The sequence below is a fragment of the Paenibacillus agaridevorans genome (assembly GCF_003112455.1).
In the GTDB taxonomy this organism is placed as follows: Bacteria; Bacillota; Bacilli; order Paenibacillales; family Paenibacillaceae; genus Pristimantibacillus; species Pristimantibacillus agaridevorans.
Genome location: NZ_BDQX01000007.1, coordinates 28,928 through 47,467 on the forward strand (window position 1 = coordinate 28,928; position 18,540 = coordinate 47,467).

Annotated in this window: 14 protein-coding genes; 1 reads left to right on the forward strand and 13 read right to left on the reverse strand. The window is 47.8% G+C overall.

The genetic code is table 11. From position 1 onward, the window contains the following. Positions 1–12: 12 nt before the first annotated feature. The 7 genes from PAT3040_RS00255 to PAT3040_RS00285 form a co-directional block, all read right to left on the reverse strand. A complete protein-coding gene (locus tag PAT3040_RS00255) occupies positions 13–831 on the reverse strand; it encodes a carbohydrate ABC transporter permease (protein ID WP_108991046.1) in 819 nt (272 codons plus the stop codon). A gap of 9 nt (positions 832–840) precedes the next feature. Then, a complete protein-coding gene (locus PAT3040_RS00260) occupies positions 841–1,737 on the reverse strand; it encodes a carbohydrate ABC transporter permease (protein ID WP_087568923.1) in 897 nt (298 codons plus the stop codon). Positions 1,738–1,817: 80 nt separating this feature from the next. Next, a complete protein-coding gene (locus PAT3040_RS00265) occupies positions 1,818–3,371 on the reverse strand; it encodes an ABC transporter substrate-binding protein (protein WP_087568924.1) in 1,554 nt (517 codons plus the stop codon). Positions 3,372–3,482: 111 nt separating this feature from the next. Next, on the reverse strand, positions 3,483–4,418 hold the full coding sequence (locus PAT3040_RS00270) for a helix-turn-helix transcriptional regulator (RefSeq protein WP_179215612.1): 936 nt from the start codon (positions 4,416–4,418) through the stop codon (positions 3,483–3,485). 109 nt (positions 4,419–4,527) lie between these two features. Continuing rightward, positions 4,528–8,553 carry a discoidin domain-containing protein gene (locus PAT3040_RS00275; protein ID WP_181376353.1) on the reverse strand — a complete coding sequence of 1,342 codons (4,026 nt, stop codon included), beginning with the start codon at positions 8,551–8,553 and terminating at the stop codon, positions 4,528–4,530. 148 nt (positions 8,554–8,701) lie between these two features. Next, on the reverse strand, positions 8,702–9,676 hold the full coding sequence (locus PAT3040_RS00280; protein WP_108991049.1) for an AraC family transcriptional regulator: 975 nt from the start codon (positions 9,674–9,676) through the stop codon (positions 8,702–8,704). Between the two features lie 676 nt (positions 9,677–10,352). Then, complete coding sequence (locus PAT3040_RS00285; RefSeq protein WP_108991050.1) at positions 10,353–10,943, reverse strand: TetR/AcrR family transcriptional regulator; 591 nt, start codon at positions 10,941–10,943, stop codon at positions 10,353–10,355. Positions 10,944–11,093: 150 nt separating this feature from the next. Between PAT3040_RS00285 and PAT3040_RS00290 the strand changes: the two genes are divergently transcribed. Continuing rightward, positions 11,094–12,038 (forward strand): ketopantoate reductase family protein, encoded by a 945-nt coding sequence (locus tag PAT3040_RS00290; protein ID WP_108991051.1) that lies wholly within the window; start codon positions 11,094–11,096, stop codon positions 12,036–12,038. 166 nt (positions 12,039–12,204) lie between these two features. Here the strand turns inward: PAT3040_RS00290 and PAT3040_RS00295 are convergent, their stop codons facing one another. The 6 genes from PAT3040_RS00295 to PAT3040_RS00320 form a co-directional block, all read right to left on the reverse strand. Further along, positions 12,205–13,767 carry an FAD-dependent oxidoreductase gene (locus PAT3040_RS00295; RefSeq protein WP_258234762.1) on the reverse strand — a complete coding sequence of 521 codons (1,563 nt, stop codon included), beginning with the start codon at positions 13,765–13,767 and terminating at the stop codon, positions 12,205–12,207. Between the two features lie 824 nt (positions 13,768–14,591). After that, positions 14,592–14,690 carry a hypothetical protein gene (locus PAT3040_RS39645; protein ID WP_307719148.1) on the reverse strand — a complete coding sequence of 33 codons (99 nt, stop codon included), beginning with the start codon at positions 14,688–14,690 and terminating at the stop codon, positions 14,592–14,594. A gap of 94 nt (positions 14,691–14,784) precedes the next feature. Further along, positions 14,785–15,207, reverse strand: a complete 423-nt coding sequence (locus PAT3040_RS00305) for an NUDIX hydrolase (RefSeq protein ID WP_108991055.1) — start codon at positions 15,205–15,207, stop codon at positions 14,785–14,787. A 343-nt stretch (positions 15,208–15,550) separates the two neighbouring features. After that, positions 15,551–16,801 carry a flagellar cap protein FliD N-terminal domain-containing protein gene (locus PAT3040_RS00310; protein ID WP_108991052.1) on the reverse strand — a complete coding sequence of 417 codons (1,251 nt, stop codon included), beginning with the start codon at positions 16,799–16,801 and terminating at the stop codon, positions 15,551–15,553. A gap of 270 nt (positions 16,802–17,071) precedes the next feature. Then, the gene (locus tag PAT3040_RS00315) at positions 17,072–17,332 is read right to left on the reverse strand and encodes a winged helix-turn-helix domain-containing protein (RefSeq protein ID WP_258234763.1); all 261 of its coding nucleotides are present in this window, start codon (positions 17,330–17,332) and stop codon (positions 17,072–17,074) included. An 82-nt stretch (positions 17,333–17,414) separates the two neighbouring features. Then, on the reverse strand, positions 17,415–18,540 hold a 1,126-nt coding region (locus tag PAT3040_RS00320; protein ID WP_219930217.1), incomplete at its 5' end, for an S-layer homology domain-containing protein.

The window sequence follows — 18,540 nt, forward strand, 5'->3', positions numbered from 1 at the left end:
TCTGCAGCGGGTTCAAGATTTAAGCGCTCCCGACGTAATTCCTTGCACGAAATATTTCATACCGAACATAATGACCAGTATCATCGGCAAGCTGCCGATGATATAGGCGGCGAAGGATAATCCGAGATCCGGCCTGCCATTGGTCGTCATATTAACCGCTTGGATCGTAAAAGTAAGATGAGGCTCTTTCAATATAATCAGCGGCCATAGGTAATCGCTGTAAACGCTAATAAAGGTAATGATCCCCAGGGTCGCAATAACCGGCATACTCAAGGGAAGCGCGATGCGCAAGTACAAATAAGCTTCTCCGGCGCCGTCCATACGCGCAGCTTCGAACAGCTCTTCCGGAATTCCTTGAAAGAATGTCCGGCAAAGAATGATTCCGACCAATTGCGTTCCCGATATATAGGGTAAAATCAAGCCCCAGAAAGAGTCCGTCAAATTTAACTGTGAAATAATCGCGTATAGCGGAACGATATTCAACATGGACGGAATCAGCATCACGCTGATAATAAGCATAAAGAGGATTTCTTTGCCCGGGAAACGGTTGCGGGCGAAAGAGTAACCGGCCATCGAACTAATGAGGACTGCCCCGGCTACCGTAACGCAGCAAATGAACAGAGAGTTGCCGATGCTCCCGGACACGGCGCTCCAGGCCGTAGAATAGTTCTCCCATTTGATCTCTCCCGGAATTCCCCAGAAGTCGATCACAATATCGAGATGATCTTTGAACGAAAGGAACAATAGCATGGCAAACGGAACAAGGGTAAGTAGCAGTAGAACCGAAAGGCTGAGAACGACGCCGACTTCCGCAACTCTGTAATTTCTCATAGCCCGGATTCACTCTCTTTCAGACTTGAAAATTTTTGATACCAACAGCGTTAGGAGGAGAATGCTCACGAACAGGAAAATGCCGACCGCGCTGCCGTATCCATAATTGGAGTTTTTGAAGGCCGAGTTGTACATGATGAGCGACGGCACCGTGGTCGATACTCCCGGTCCTCCTCCGGTCAGTACGATAATTCGCACAAAGTCCTGCAAGCTGCCGATGATCGTCAGCAGAAGCACGACTTTGAACTGCGGCGCGAGCAACGGCAGATGCATTTTAAGAAAAATATTCCGAAACTTGGCGCCGTCCATTCTGGCCGATTCGATAATTTCCTTGTTGAAGCCCCCGATCGCTGCGAGAAAGATAAGAAACGGCAAACCTGTGATATAAGGAAATCCCATGAGAATAACGGCCCATATCGCGGTGTCGCTCTCCCCGAGCCACGGCCTTGCCAGAGAATTCAGACCTGCGAACGACAAGAAATGATTCAGCAATCCGTTGGAAGGGTTGTAAACGGAAAGCCAGATCAGAACGAAAACAATTCCGGGGATAAGCATCGGAATCACGAAACCCGTACGATACAGATATTGAAGCTTCGTTTCGCGCAAGGACAAAATCAACTCCGCCGCCAATAAGGGGAATACGATGCTTTTGACAATATCCGTGACGGTAAAAAGAAGTTGATTGGATAGCGCGATTCGAAACGTATTGTCGTTAAACATGCGAATATAGTTGTCCAAACCGATCCATTCCGCTTGAGCTAAATTCCAGTCCGTAAAGGAATGATAGATGGAAGTCAGCATCGGATAATAGAGAAAGATCAAGACGAACAGGAGCGAAGGAACGATAAAAAAATAAGCTTTTAACCAATATCGGATTCTGTCGGGACGAAAGGGCTTGTCGATCATAATCTCACTCCATGTAAGCAAGCCGTCGAGGGAGAACACCTCGTTCTCCCTCGGCCTGTATGATGAATTCCGTTTGCAGCTTATGGATTGGTCTTCGGATCCAGATCGTATTGTTGAGCCTTGATATAGATATCCATATCCCGGTTCAAAATTTTGTCCTGCTCGGCCAAAAATTCTTCCAGCGATAGTTTGCCTTCATAGTATTTCAATTGAGCGGATTGCTTGGCTTGATTCGTGTCCGAGGAAGGAACGGCATTGGCGATCGCGTAGCCCATGCTGCCATCGACTTTGAAGCCCGTAAGATATGCGTTGACTTCGTCCGGCAGCTTCACCCCAAGCACCAGGCTAGGACCTTGAACGAACTGTCCTGCCTCAAGCGTCGTCTCGAACACTCTCTGAGCGACTTCCGGCGAATAAAGATACATCATGAAATCCTTCGTCCGGCTCTCTTGCTCCGGGTCCTTCTTATCCGCGATTCCGAGCAGATGACCCGGCACCAGAATGCCTCGCGGTTTTCCCGGAAACAGCGGGTCGGCCTCGGCGAACTCGGGGAATTTAAACGTTCCCCATCCGAAGGATTTGTCGCCCAGCTTCTTCATATCGTCGAGCAGCGTTCCCACTTGCCAACTGCCGTTCCAATAAATCGCCGCTTTCTGCGCAATGAACAGTTGGTAGACGTCCGGATCCTGCATCGTTGCGTAGCCGGGCTGGTAATACGCGGACAATTCCTTCATGACCGTCCAGATTTTGCGTTGGGCAGCCCCTTGCATATCGTATTGCTTGTTTTTGAGAGCAAGCAATTGCTTTTCCGGATCGTAACTCGCGCCGAAATCGAAGTTTCCATTGTCGGCAGAGTAGGCAATGCTCGTATTCAGTTTATGGATTTTCTCGTCGTAGCGAGCATCTCCCGGCTGAATTAACAACTCCGGGTAAAGACTTTTGGCGCTCCAGTCGAGAAACGCCTGCGTGATCGTCGACTCGAAGCCGAAAGGCATCGTAATCGGAATATAGCCGGCATCTTGCAATTGCTTGCACGCAGCGAGCAATTCCTCCCACGTTTCCGGTTCGGAAATTCCCAGCTTTGCGAAAATATCCTTGTTGTAGTAGAATCCTGTGCCTACCAGATCGAATGGGAGATAGGCAACGTCCCCGTCCCGGCTATACGTGTTCTGATGGTATTCGGGATCGATTCCCTCGAATACGGTTTTGTCGCCGCTGTAGGGATTCGGTTGGTTCACGTAATCGTTCAGCTTCAGCAGCCAGCCTTTATCGATCGCATCGGCCGAGCTCGTTTCCCCGATCAAATTAATGTGAACGATATCGGGAGCATCCTTCCCTCCCGCCGCCATCTTGGCTTTGAAGTTCGCTTGATACGTATCGTTATCCTTAATGACATCGATGACGACTTCGGTTTCCGGATTCAGCTTCGTGTACTCTTGGGCTGCCTCCTTCAATCCATCCGTGTAATAACCGGCGATCGTGGCGAATGTGACCGTACGCTTTTCTTTGCTTGCAGCGGAGCTTTGCGGTTCATTCGATTGCGACGCATTCGTGCCGGAATTCGAACCTGAACAGCCTGCCGCCATCACCAGGACGAGCGAGAGTAGAATGAACCCGATCAGCTTCTTCCTCATTTCTGTGTTGCCCCCTATATTCGTATTGAGTTAACCTACTTCAATCTTAATTTTGAATCGCTTTCATTTATATACAGAAAATCATCGTTTTCTTTAACAGAATCACTTTCCTTATACTTCGGTATGTTTGAACTCGCCCGGCGTAAGACCTTCTATTTTTTTGAACACCCTGCTGAAATACGACACGCTTTCGAATCCGGCCATATCGGAAATTTCGGAGACGGTTTTAATGCCCTCCCGAATTAATTTTTTCGCATATTGAATACGAACTCTGGCGACATATTCTCCGGGCGTAAAGCCCGTGCATTTCTTGAAATTCGAGATAAAATAGTTCAAGCTCAGGTTGGCTTTCAAGGCAAGTCCCTCTACTGTCAGCTTGGAGGCAAACGAGCTATGAATATGTTCAATAATGACCGCGATATGGGGATCGGCAATTCCGGTACCTGTCCGTTCTTCCTCTACCGTCACTTCTCTGTACAGGTGCGTGATCATCGATTGAAAATAAGACCGCGAAGCCAGCAGCCAGCCGGTTTTCTCGGCCCACACTTCCTCCAAGATCGACTTCATCAGACTTTTGATCGTGTAGTAATTGCGGGGCTTCATCAGAATCGGCAGCTCGGGAAGCGCCTCTTTGAACGATACCGCGCCTTTGAAAACGGAGATTTCGTCTCCGGGCGACAGAGGCATGATCGGGATCGACTGCTCCGGCACCAGCAGCTGATAATGAATCCAAATATATCTAAGCGGCACGCCGGTCGCGGAGATATGATGGGGCGTATGCGCAGGAATATGGATCACCCTGTTTTCTTCCGCGAGATAAGATTCGTCGCCGATATGATACGTTACGCTGCCTTTGAGAACCATCACGATAAGATGAAAGGGAAGCGAACGCACGTAGTGAGTGCGGGAAAAGTCGTATTGCACGTTAAGTACCTTCCCTTGGTGTACGGCCTCCGGGTACTCCCACTCCTCCTCCCGATCCTCGTAACCGACGTGATAGATGATAGGCAACATTAAACTATGATGTTGAACATGCAGCTTCTCCAACTTCATTCATCTCCCGGCCTAACAAAAGCGGCGGTGCAGACGATCATCTGCACCTCCGTTTTGTTTTCGTTCTTCACGGATTACCGCCGACTTTCGGTTTACGGCCGAATCACGACGGGGAACCGGAAATCTTTTTGTCGTCCGCCCAAAGCTCACTCAGTTGAAACACGTAATTGTTATTGTCGTCTTGACCGAGCTGTGTTGCGTAAATACGCACATGCTTAGCCGTCACGGGCGAGCTGAACGCGAACGTCTCCAAGCTGCTGCCCGGGTTCGAATAACCGGTATAGGCTTGACCCGGAACGTCCGTCCAGTTTGCGCCGTCCATGCTCGTTTGAATTTTGAAATCCACCGGAAATCCGCTGCCGCCCGGCCGCGGCTTCAACCGCACTCGCTCGATCGTATGGGCTTTGCCCAGATCAAGCTGAATCCACTCGGTCGCATTCACGGTATGCGCAGTACTGGACCATACCGTTGCTATATCGTCGTCGATCGCTTGACTAGCTTCCCACCCGCTGCTGTAAGCGGAAGACGCCGAGATTCCGACGCGATCGGCCACGTCGAAGTCGCCGTCCAGCGACTTCAGTTCGATCCAATCGATGCTGGTCGTCCCCGTCGCGTTCGTCGCCGGGTCGAACCGCAAAGCCGTAATCGTGCCGCGCCATTCGGGATGGCCGGTCAGATCGACCTCGTACGTCGTATAATTCGGGTCATTGGCAACGATCGTAAAATCGACGCGCTTGCTCTCATCCATGCCGGATAGTACGGTCGCCCAATACAGTTGCGCGGTCGTGCTGGCCGTACCGTTCTTCATGCGCACGACGAACCGCTTCTTTTTGGCCGCATCGACGTTAATCGATTGGGTCATGCTCGGATCGTTGCCGCTAATCTCCGCGTTAAACGTACCTCCGACCACCTTCCGGTCAAGGAGGTGCGTGAATCCCCCCCATTCCTGTTCGTCGCCGTCATAGTTAAAGCTCCAGTATTCATCCCAGTTGAACGTCTTGCGAAGCAGCAGCCATGGCGCTTGTCCGGTGCTATCCCATATCCAGTGGGCATCAGATCCGCCCGGGAAGTTGACGACGGGTCCGCGAGTTGACGAACTATACGCCCCTTGGCTGGTCGCTTGCGTCCAATTGCCGTCCGCCAAGGCCAGGCCGTCGTAACGATCCTCTCGTTCACTCCTGATTTTCCAGCTAGCGTCGGATACAATCTTGCGTCCGTCCGGCAACGTGAAGTCGGCAAGGAATCCGCCGGTCGAGCCGGGAGCGTTCACTGCTTTGACGGTAATGACGTTCTTGCCCTTCAGAAGAGGCCATTTATACCGGACGGAATCGTCGTCACCGTTATGCCCCCCGATACCGCGTCCATTAATGCTGACCGGGTAATAGTCTCCCGAAGCCCAGCCCACCATCGTATCATACTCGATAGTTTCGAGATTAACGCCCAATCCCGCTTCCCGAGTCAATGTCACGTTCTGCCCGGGACTGAGGCTAACGGTGATGTCGAACAGCCCGCTCACCGCCGTTCCGTTGACTTCCCAGTCCGTATACGGGCTTTCGTTCTCCAGCACCTGAAGGCGCACAGACGAATTGGAAACCGTGAGCTTCAGGTTCATATCCCAATAACGGAAATTCGTTACGCCGGCTTGCGTTAATCCGGTCGACGGCATATTGGGCTTAATCTGCAAGCCGTCTTTGTCCATCTTGATGCCCATGAATCCGCGAAGCAGCGCGACGGGGACAAGGGCGCTTTCCGGGAATTCTCCCCAAGTGCCGACGCTGCCGGCATAAGTGTGCTGCACCGTTTCGCCGTTATACAGCGTTTTGCCACCGCTGAGATGGTCCAGCGCATAACGGTCGATGATATCGGAGAAACGGCCGTAGGCATTGTTGGCGCCCAAGTATTGCGCGCGGCTGGCGATTTCGTAGAACGTGGTGTACAGCGCCGCGCCGCCGTCCTGAATTTGGTCTCCGTAAGCTCCGTAATTATCCCACGCCGATACCCACCACCCGCCTTGCGCTTTGCTCGGGTTGGACGTAACGGTCGCGCGGGGAGCGAATACGAACTTGCTGAACACGTCCGCCTCTCCGGAGGAGGTCGTCACCGTCTCCGCCCAATTGAAGAAGGTCGTCGCTTTGGCACTGTCTCCCAATCCGTAATAGAACGCGGCAACGTTCAGATAGATTGGGCCGTAGTCATGCTCTACTCCGTTCACGTCGATCGTCTGAATGTAGTGGTTCGTCCGCCAGAAGGTCGTGTCGTACGCCGCCTTCAAGTCGTTCGCATAGCCGTTCAGCTCTGCGGCCCTGGCGGTATTTCCGACCAGTTGTTCCAGTTCGGCCATGGCCGTTAAGGCCGCATAGCCGTGCATGTTGCTGTATGCGTCGATATGCCCGTGCGGCAGGATGTCCCAATAATCGCTCCCGTTCTCCGTTACGCTAATGCCTTCATGATCGGACTGGGTAATTATGAAAAGCTTTTTCGTAGGATTGTAATAGTCCAGCATATAAGCCAGGGCCGCGCGCATCCGATCGATCTGAGTGGATAGCAGTTCCCGATCTCCTGTCGCGACATAGTAACGGTAACCGCCTAGAATAAAGTTGGCGGGCGTATCGATATGATGCAGCGTGTCGCTGCCGTCACCGGGGAACGGCCAACCCTTTGAGTTGTCCCAAGTCCAGGGATAACCGTCCGGGTCTTGCCGCTGGACGAGCATCGAGTACTTCTCGCCCGTTCGCCATGCTTCGTCTTGCAACCAGTCACGAATCGTACCCATCCACTCCCGCCAGGTCGGGCCGCTGCCGATATGCCGCTCGTAATTGCGCTCGTAAAACATCTCGGTGAGCGCGCTCGTCATCGCGGCGTCAGTGCCTTCGAACACAGGAAAACCAGCGGGAAGCCAATCGTTGTTCGGCTCGACCGTGAAGTTCAACTCGCGAACCAATGTTTCGCCCGTATTCAGCACGTACGGTTTGAAATAAGGAGAGCCTGTCCCTTCCGCCGCAAAAAACGGGAAGGTCATCGAATCGATCCCGACGGCCACTTCCACGGTCGGCTGATTGTATTCGATACGCAAATCGTAATCATGGCCATTCGCTCCGTGAATATAAAGCGGACTTTGCCGCAACTCGAACGCGGGGCTGTACGTTCTTTCCGCGCCGCGCTTGTAGACATAGCTGGAATGGTACTGGTTATCTCCCCCGATCATGTAGTCGAACGGCACGCGGTTGCGCACCGTCACGTCAAAGCCGGGATCGTACCATTGCATCGGCATAATATATCCGATATTGTGAAGGGGAATGTTGTTCGCATTGGACGTAATCGTGAACGTGTTGCTCCACTTGTTGCCGTCCAATTCGATCACCCAGTTGCCGGTCACGTTCAACGTGCCGTACGCCCCGAACGTAATATTGCTCAGCGTCAGCGTGTTTCCGGAAAACGTGGAGGTAACCGCGGTACCCAACCCCGGCAGGGTGTTCGTTCCGCTGCTCGCCGTCAAATATAAGTTGCCCGCAAGCAGGTTCTCACCGTAGCTCCCCGTACCGGTCGGATCGAACTGAACGAGATCGATTACTCCGTAAATTCCGGAAAGCTTTACATAACCGTTGGCCAGATTGTAGCGGTCCGCCGTTGTATTAAGAATGCGCATATAATCGATTTCGAACGTGCCGCTGCTTCCCTGACTCGGATCGAAGCGGAGTTCGGTAACCGTTCCCGTCCACGACGCGGGAAGCTGCACGCGAAGCTCATGCCACTCGTTGTCCGTCTGAACGGTGATCGGCAGGCTATAGGCTTCCGAGTAACCGTGTCCGGTCGTTTTCCAATACAGCTGCGCCGTTCCGTTTCCCGTGCCGTTTCGGTATTGCAGCACAAGTAACTTGTTATCGGTCGCGTTTATGGACACCGCAGGACTTGTTAACTGCGAATCCGCGCCGCCGAGCGTTACTTGCAGCATACCGTCGGTGACGGAAGAACTCGCGATATCGTTGCCGGGCGTCCACCCTTCGTAATTGCCGTTCGTCTGCCAGTTCCACTCCGCAGTCGCTTGCGCCGAGCCATACTCGGGACGGACGAGAGCAGCGAACGTAAAAATTAGGGCCGACAGAATGAATGTTCGAATCGCCTGTTTCATTAAACCCCTCCTAATGATGAGTTGCATGGATAGATAAAACGCTTTCATCTCTCATTATAGGAGGTTAATATCGTCCAATCTTCTCCTATTCTCGTTATTGTTTGCACAATACTACGATATTCGGCCGGGTATCGACAAACCGATTTCATCACTCCGAATGATGGACATCGGTCCGCAATTTGTACGACTTATACTCGCTTGGGGGTATGCCCTCCAGTTTCCGAAACATTCGGCTGAAGTAGGAAAGGCTTTCGAAGCCGACGCACGCGGCGATTTCTGTCAGCCTCATGTCCGTGTCGCGCAGCAGCATCTTCGCATGCCGGATACGGAAGCGGAGGATATATTCGTTCGGACTGATTCCGACGATTTTGCCGAATCGCGAAATGAAGTAATTCTGGCTTAAGTTTACGAGGGCCGCGAGGCTCGATATGGTCATTTTGGTATCATAATGCTGATGGATGTGGTCCAGAGCTCTTTGGATCGCAGGGTCGGACACGATCGCAGGACTGCTCCGGTCTGTCGCTTCGCGGAACAACGCGGTCAGCAGGCATTGGAAGTTGGCTTTGGAGGACAACATAAATCCAGGAGGCTCGAGCATGAATTCCTCGACTGTCGTCGTAAACAGCTTGCGAACCAAATTCGGATTTCTGGGTACAATTATTGAAGGAAGATCGACTACGGCTTCCTGGAAAACCGTTTCTCTGCCGTACCGCGCTACTTGCTCATCGGGATACAACGGCAGCAACGGCTCCTCCTGCGAGGGGAGCAGCATTTTGTAATGAATCCAGATGTAGTTGGCGGGCTGATCGGCGCTGATATGATGCGGTTGATGGGGCTGGAAGTGCACGACCGCATTCTCTCCGATCGTCGTTCGAAAATCGCTGCAGGTGACGACGACTTCGCCCTGAAGGACCATCATCAGCCAATGATAAGGAATTGTTCGGACGTAACATGCGAGCTCAGAGACGTAACGGGCCTGAAATAATCCGCTACTCATTTCACGTTGCGGATAACTCCAATGCCCGTCCCGGATCTCCCAACCTGCGTGATAGAGCATCGGAAGAAGTAAGTTGGCGGTAAGAAAGCGTTCTTGCGTGAAAATTAACTGATTATTGGCGTTCATATCCGGAATGCTCCCCGTGTTAGGATGATGTATTCGATGCAAATTTACGATGGACAACAAACTGGGGGTTCCATATTAATTTAACATGCCGCCTGTAAATTCAAATAAACCTGAATTTTGAAAGTACGACACTTTGAAAATATGAAAAGGGGCCCCCAATCTTTGGTAGAATGGTGTTTGTCCAGAACAACATCTTTTCTATTCGACATGGTTTTTGCAATATCCTTTAAAATTCAAAATGCCGTATCAGAGGGCGCGGAATGTGAGTTACGCTCCCCAAAAATAAAATAACGACTGTAGTGACATTTCGGTCAATCTACAGCCGTATTAAAACGAGCCAATAACCCGCGATAAACGCCAGGTCCAATAATAATCGCCGCTGTACTTCAAATACTCCAAATGCTGAAACACCAATGACTTATCAAAAAGCCGTCTTCTCTCACAATCGAGTCCAAAGAACGAAAGAATTCCTCCAAAGCCAAATTTAAGCTACGCTGTCGAACTCGCTCCCCGAGCAGCTTAACATCAACCACCTCTAAAGAAAGCTTAACCGAGGTGCAAAGAAAATGACGCTGGGTTGATAGTTACCCAACGTCTTTTAACGTTGACTGTCTCGCCTGCTTCATTCGCTTCACTATCCACAGGCACCGAGCCGCCTGTGCTTCCCCTCGTCCCCTTACTTTTTATTCGAATCAGGGCGCCGCGGATTGACCGTGCCAAAGATATGATACGGTGTTATCCCATTTGCAAATAGGCTATCTATCAACTTGACCAATTCTTCCGACGATAGATCTTTGCCGTTGCGTATCCAAAGGCGAAACATAGATATTAATGTTGATATGTAAAATTCAATTATGTATGGTGCTAAGACATTATTTGTTGGAAAGTCCACAATCAATCTCTCAAAGGGAATTTCTCTTTTCAGGCGTTCAACAAAATGAACAGAACCATAGTCGCCCAAGAGGGCTTTAAGGACTGAAATCTCCTCTGCATTTTCCAAGCATTGAAGTGCATCTTGGAAAGTATGTGTAGAAAACTCTCTGCTTGCCATTTCCTCGTTAATGGATTTCATGACACGCTTTTCAACGTAGTCCAACAACTCATAGATATCCGTAAAGTATTGATAAAATGTACTGCGATTATATCCTGATTGGTTAGCAATCTCTTGAATCGATATTTTTTCAATTGGTTTTTGGCTATATAAATCACAAAATACATTTATAAATGTTTGCCTTGTTTTGTCCGTAATTTCAGGTTGCTTATTCATTATTGGCCTCCATTTTCCTGTTCAATCGATTATACGACAGATATTAAAAATCTGATGGTTGATGACCCTAGAGTGTATCTATACAATAACATCATACAACACGTTGTTTGATTATCAACAATGATTAACCTATATTTTTAGGAGGCCAATATGAGAATTTTATTCTTCGGTAGAGGTGTAATATCGACCCAATATGCTTGGGCTTTTGAAAAGGCAGGGCATACAGTTGAGTTTTACGTTAGAAAAGGGAGAAAAGAAACCTTCGGAAGCAACATAGAGCTTGAAATGTGGGACGCACGAAGAGGGAAACAGCTAATAAAAGAAATCTGGAACGTCAAACTGCATGAGGAGCTGAGCCCGAATTATGATCTCATTATTGTGAGTGTCAACACGGAACAACTTCCAGAAGCAGCACAATTACTATCAACTGTTGCCGGAACCACCCCTGTCCTACTATTCAATAACGTTTGGCAAGATTTGAAATCATCGATCTCACCATTGTCTATGAACAATGTTGTCTTTGGGTTTCCTGGAGCAGGAGGCGGCATCGCGGACAATAGGCTTAGAGGTGGCTTTTTGAAAATGCTATTTCTGGAAAAACCACGGGCAGGCACTGAACATATTAACAACAAGGTCAAAGAACTATTTGAAAGCGCCCATTTTAAAATTAGTTGGGTAAAGGATATGCAAAACTGGCTATGGAATCACTTTGCCATGAATGCGGCTATGGAAACCGAGGTGTTGAGACGGGGAAGTTTTCCAGCACTCATGAATCATAGCGACTCATTCGCAAATGTTGGCAAGAATATGAGGGAAATTGTCCCTGTACTTAAAGCAAGAGGCGCAAAGATGGATATGATCTCTCTACTGTTGACTAAGATTCCACCAGCACTTCTCGGCGCGCTTTTTAACAAGGTCATTTTTGCAAAGGGCGGCTTACCACGGCTTTTCATCGAATACAACAATAGTAAAGCAGGTTTTGCGGTACTTGAAGTTGTGAGAGAAGCAAAAAAGTCAGGCATACCTTTACCACGTCTTACTGCGGCATTTAAAAACATTGAACTACACAAAGCTATTGAAAAATCCATATCATAGAAATCTGCCGCCCGTATTAGCCCAATTGCCCAGAGCAGCAATCAAACTTCGGCGGTAGCTCCTTTCAACAGCTTCAATGACGTTCTCTGCGTCTCCACTGATTTACTTCTAAAACAAAAAAAGAGAGCTTCTAAAGCTCTCTAAAGGCTGGATGGATTGACCCTTATTATTTCTTCGTTACTTGCTTGCCGGAATTCAGTTGCTCGCGTTCAGCATCCGTATAGTCGGCAATTTTATTTTTAGCTTTTACGCTGCTCACATTAATTTTGTACTCTTTTTTCAAGTAAGCATGCATTTTCTTCATATCCTCTTCATTAAGCTCCACCAATTGCTTCTCACCGTCGATTTGGGCAAGAATAATGCCGATTACTTCTCCAGCAAGTGAAGTATTCGCTTGAATACGAGCACTTCCGTAAGCTGCTGCTGTAGCACCTACGTTTTTACCAGCAACAATAACGTTCGCATAATCTTTCAAAATAAATGAACGCAGCGGCATACCGTATTTATCCGGATTTCCTAACCCTACGCCCCAAGGGCTGCTCTTTATCCCTTGATTATCGAGCGGATAACTCGCAATGCTAACGTTATCCCAGAACATTTCGCCGCCCATTACATCCGTAGCTTGCAGAATATAATCGGTTTCATAACGGTCAAAATCACGAATATACAAATAATCAGGGTAGCCGTTTACTTCGGCGTTTTCCCAGCCTGGAAGCATGTCACGCAAATGGTCAACAATTAGATCAGTCTCTTCCTGACCTAGTTTAACGGCTTCTGCAATACGCTCATTGTCAGATGGAACAACATCATAGATAAGCAAGGCATTGATCAGTACCTCACCATTCAGTTGGTTCAATGCATTCAGACCACGCAAGAAAATATCGTCTCGTGTAGACTCATACTCTTGGCCCACATTGCCAAATCCCCAAGTAAATGTATCGGTTACAGTCGTTTCCCCTCCATATTTCTCAAAGCGTTCTTCTTTTCCTAGTGCCATAACTTCACTCTTGAACTTATTCCAGTCTACGCCTTTAAATTTCATCATGATAGAGCTTGCCATATAATCAACATCCGGAGCATTAAAAATCGTTTCAACTCCTGGAAGACGTTTGCCGCCTAGTAAATGAGTCAAAGCAGTAAAGTCAGTGTTTTCCACAAAATAATCCGCCGTTACTGTCTTCTCTTCACCAGCTGCTGTTTTGTAAGTCAGACCGCTCACCTTCGTGCGACCGTTCTTATCATCTGTTTCTTTCTTCACATCCACAATCGTAATGCCCGGTTCCAACGGAATACCATCCATCACTTCATTAAAATAGGTAGTAAAATGCTCAATATTGCGAATTTCTCCCTTTTTAAAACGATCAAATAATTTTTTAATGCGTCCTTGCGTCATTGTTTTCTGTGCATCATCCGTAGGCTCATCCAGAAACAGCATTTCTCCCTGTATCAATTGACCGCCCGGCTTTTCACGCGGATCAAGCACAAGGACAGACAGTCCTTCATCTTTAGCCGCTCTCGCCAAATACATGCCTTCAATCTCCGTACCGATAACAACAACATGTGCGTTTTTGCCTTCCGGTAAAGGTTTTGGATCTTTCTCTTTAATTGTCGCATTATCCGAAGCAGCAGGCTTCTCTGTTCCTTGGCCGCCCTGCGAATTCGTTCCGTTCCCTGTACTGCATCCCCAAATAAAAACCAACACAAGTAATAACAATATTAGCTTCTTCACTTCCACACCTCATGTATTATCATTTAAATAGACTCAGAGTCTTTATCGTCGTCTTCTACATAAAGATTGCAAAGTCAACTTCATATAAAAGAACTAAAGAAATAACTTCAACGCGCCTCCTTTCATGGGCTTGTTCCCATTCACTATACCATATTCGTTTTCAGCTAGTTCATAATAAACTCTTATTATTCTTTTAAAAATTGTCTTAAGAATATTACCTTTTCCTTTAGATACATGAAAGAATCCCTCGAAAATCAATTGATTATGCCCGTCGGTTTCTTTCTGCCCTTCGGCGGAAAGCTGGACGAAAAAAATTACCCTATGTGATAAGATAGCTACTGCTCTAGATTGACTTTAAGCTCGACGATCCTATAGTCATAATATTAATCCAACTAAAATGATCTTGATATATACTCTGAAAGCCTTTTCCCTGTTAATGATGTTTGATTAGTGCAAACTACCCCCTAGAGTCCTATGGTATCTAGCACCCGCTCCTGTATTTACACAAAAAAAATACCCTCTCATTAAAGAGGGCAATCCTACATTAGCTTCTCATTCGTTCGTTCCGTTCCAAATTAGTAGTGAACAGCACTCCACATGTGACGAGTAGACAGTGAGAACAAACATGTACGTGTCCGGAGGAATGTGTTTGCTAATATAAAATCACTCTGCCCATATTCGATGAATGTTAAGTTTTTTCTCTCCTGAGAAGGTTAGATGAAATACATCAAGATTGGTTAAAGATTCCCACTCCTTAAACCCAATGCGGTCATCAAAATACTAGGACTTCCATTACTACACTAATGGCACGGCTCATAGCCGTGTTACTGGGCCAATGGAGCTATGGTGCGGTAAGCCCTTTCAAAAGGGCTTGAAATGATAAAATCAATATCTTTATCTAAGAGAAATTCAGTAAGATTCACAGCTTGTTGAATACCTAGTTCAGTTAGCTTAGCATCAGGCTCTTGACCATCTGCTTGCAATGTCGCATAACATAAACATTTTTCATCATTATTGTTATCTCCTTGCTAGTGCTACTCTTCTTATACTCTCTTTTGTCCAAAGAGGAGCTTTGGGATGATTCATTATTTCATCGTAGGTCATCCAATGAACGGCTTCAACCTCATCGGGGCTCTTGCTATGTGCTGTACCTTTGTCATATTCACATAGGAAGACCATATTTATAACGTTGCATCCATCATTTGTAACAAAGGAGGAGCTGTATACAAAAGTAACAGCATCTTTTATCTCGATGCCAACTTCTTCATAAAGTTCTCGCTTTACAGTTCGTTCTAGGATTTCGAGTGCGTTACCTTCAACGTCTACTTTTCCTCCCACAAGAGACAAAGTCCCCCCTGCATGTTCCTCTTTGGTACTTCGTGTAATAACTAGCCATTTATCATCCCTACAGATTGCACCTTCTACGTTTACTATGAACACGCTGTCTTGCTCCCCTCTAAGAGATTCTGCTATAACAACTTTAACATTATTCCCCTTATGTTGGAACCATTTGTGCATACAAGGTTTTCCATGATAATTTTCATAGGTGCAACGAGCATAAACTTCAAATTACCGACAACGGTGTGCTCCCAGTTGAGCTAAAGACCCGGAAAAAAAACGATATTCTTTTGGCTGTGTTAATACTACATGGTGTGCTACCGCATGAGTCGGTTTCACTACCAACAACATGGATAAACCCGCCTGAATAGATTTCAGCTACTCAAACGGGTTTTGAACTTTTATATCCTTTATTTGCAAATTGTTGTTCGTTGCCTGTATCGAGTTAATAAAACGAATTCACGATCCACCCGCTTGCCTGTGTCGGCATAGCCATTTGCATCGATGACTGGTACATCGCGAATTGATGCACCTGGCGAGCCTTCGAGTTCAGCAAGCTGCTTGCCGGGACTTCATTGTATCTTTCCGCTGCTGATGATAAACGGTAAGCTAGGCCATAGTTGCCGCTAATCGCTTTCGTTGTTTGTTCGAAATTTGAGCTTAAGCTCTTCTTAAGCTGCTCTTCATCCAGCTTGAGAGTATCATCGCCCTTACGGTGAATACCGATTCGCTCATAGGAAGATGAGCTGACTAACGACTCAATGCGTTTACGGACAGATGAATTCATAACTCCACCGGCTTCATTCAAGCGATCATGCATCGTATTGTATCTCAACACCAGATCTTTAACTTGCGCAATGACTTTGTCTTCGTCCGGTTTGATTTGTATTTTCACAGATTCCATCGATAGGGCCATTAGTGTCGCCGCAGCTTTGCCCTTCTCCAGATCAATCGTGTTCGACTGCGAAGTTTGAGTTGCGCCTCCGTTCACGCTGTAGGACGCATTGGACGCTAGTTGCGTTGCATTCTTAACGCCGGTTGCCGACATCGCGTTGCCGGTAACATCTTTAACCTCGAAAGCCTGATCCGCTCCTGTCTTGTCGCTGCTTAACTCAAGCTTCTTATTGCCTGTTATATCATCCGTTACAATACTGGCGGTTACGCCCATCTTCGCTGAATTGACCGCATCTTTCAGCTTGGTCAGCGCTTGATCGTTCGTATCGTTATCGGAGATAACAGCCGATATCTTCGTAGTCTTGCCGCCTATCGTAATGTTGAACTGATTGATGCCTTTGCTTACAACGGACGTGTCTACTTTAGACAAAAATGTTCCACTGATCGTTTGAGAAGTCGCGATCGCATTCACTTTAACTTCATAAGTTTTGCTCGCAGCTCCGGCCGATGCAGTTGCAGTAACCTTGTTGCCGTCCGATGATTCCGCCGTCCTTGCTTGGATAGATGAATTATCCTTCTGCATTAATTTTTGCGTCGATGCTTGCATATCCTGCGCAGATTTCAAAAAATTCATAATCCCGGTTGCTGCTGTCTTGATATATTGCTCATAAGGCTTGCTCTTCACAACGTACTTTGAAAAGAAAGACTGGTTCGCAATCTGACTACTAGAATACTGGAAACTCAAAGGCGCCGTTCTGTTAATCGGATACATCGAGTTATACGAGTTAATCGATAACGTCATCTGTCTCCCCCTCCATACTGTCGCACAATATATAATATTAATTTCTGCTTCAACATAAATTTGCTATGGTTTCATCATCGTAATTTATGGGGTGCGTATCCATCTGACCTCAGATTACAAATATCGTCACATACAACAATGCCTTGGTCCAAGTATCTGGTTGCATATACCATCTCCCATGACAGCTAGCTTTTCTTCGTCAAAAACCTAAAAATATTATTTCTAATTTATCATAGTAAATTGCTCTTTATATGAAACTTAAAGAAAACTTTAAGTTCGCGCTTGCAACACACTTCTGGCAACCAGCATATACCCGGCCCCCCGTATCGTAATAATTCTCTCAGGATTGGCAGGGTCAGCCTCGATTTTTTTACGTACATTACTGATGTGTACAGCAACCGTTCTCGTATCCTCCAGACTCTCCATTCCCCAAATGAGCTGAAACAACGCATCGACAGTAACGACACGATTAACGTTTTGTGCCATATTGGACAGTAGACCGAACTCTTTTTTCGATCCTGTTCGATACAACCATCCAGCTCCTAAATAATACAAGGGTTACCCTCAAGCAGTTGGCCCAACCGCTTCAGGGTAACCCTCTTTTGTTGCTTTACTAGCCCTTTTTTGCGAGCATATTCATTATAACCGTAACGGCTTCCGCTCGTGTCGCTTTACCGCTCGGCTCGAATGTATTCGCGTCTTTGCCACCTATAATGCCAAGATTCTTCAGCGCAGCGACAGCGCCTTTCGCCCATGTCGGAATGCTCTGATCGTCCGCGAAGCCGGTTGCGGCATTCTGTTGGGTTGACAGTTTCAGCGCACTGGCGATCATCACCGCCATCTCTGCGCGGGTAATCTCGGCAACCGGACGGAAAGTGTCGTCCTGATAGCCATTAATAATGCCAGCTTGCACCGCTTGCGCGACTGCACCCTTCGCCCAAGCCGGAATCTTCGCCACGTCCGTGAATTTCAATTCCGTTCCCTCGACTTGCTGCTTTAGCGCATTCATGAGCATGACTGCGAATTCCCCGCGCGTAACCGTATGATTCGGCTTAAACGTTCCGTCTGGATAGCCTTTAACGAAACCACGTTTGACGGCTTCATGGATGGCATTAGCTGCCCAATGCCCTGGTACATCACTGAACTCAGGCGATTGGACTGGAGAAGAACACAGCACATGCCGCCCATTCACAATTTCCACGCACATAACAGCGAATAGGCCAAATTGATCGACCTCTACCGAAATCCAGTTGTCAACGACTTTTCCTCCTGCAATCTCCATCCATTGGTGTTTGGCTTCATCGTAATAAAAGACTGCCGGCTTCTGTCCCTCGGACAATTTCGCTGGATCAAAAGAAAATGTGATCGTCACCAGCTTCTTGAATTTGTCCGCGATGCTTTTCCAAATGTTAAATACTCCGCTGACCGGATGATTATCCTGCAAATTAAGCTGTTCGTTCCGCGTTTCGGCTCCAATCGTTATATCGATCGGTTTGTCAGTTGCTCCGGCTGGAATGTAGATTTCCACGACATGCCCGAAGCTCACTTCGCCTATCGCTCCTGCCGGCAGAGTGAGTTTTCCGTTCGAGGAAGTGTGTTTGCCAGGAGCAACCGGACCTCCGCCTGTACTTCCCGAAGGGCGCCACTGTGCGTAAAGCGTGACGTTTGTTGTGCCCATGGTGAGTGTCGCACCCGCTGCGTAATCGGTACCGCCACCGTCAGACGCTGTGTTCCAGCCC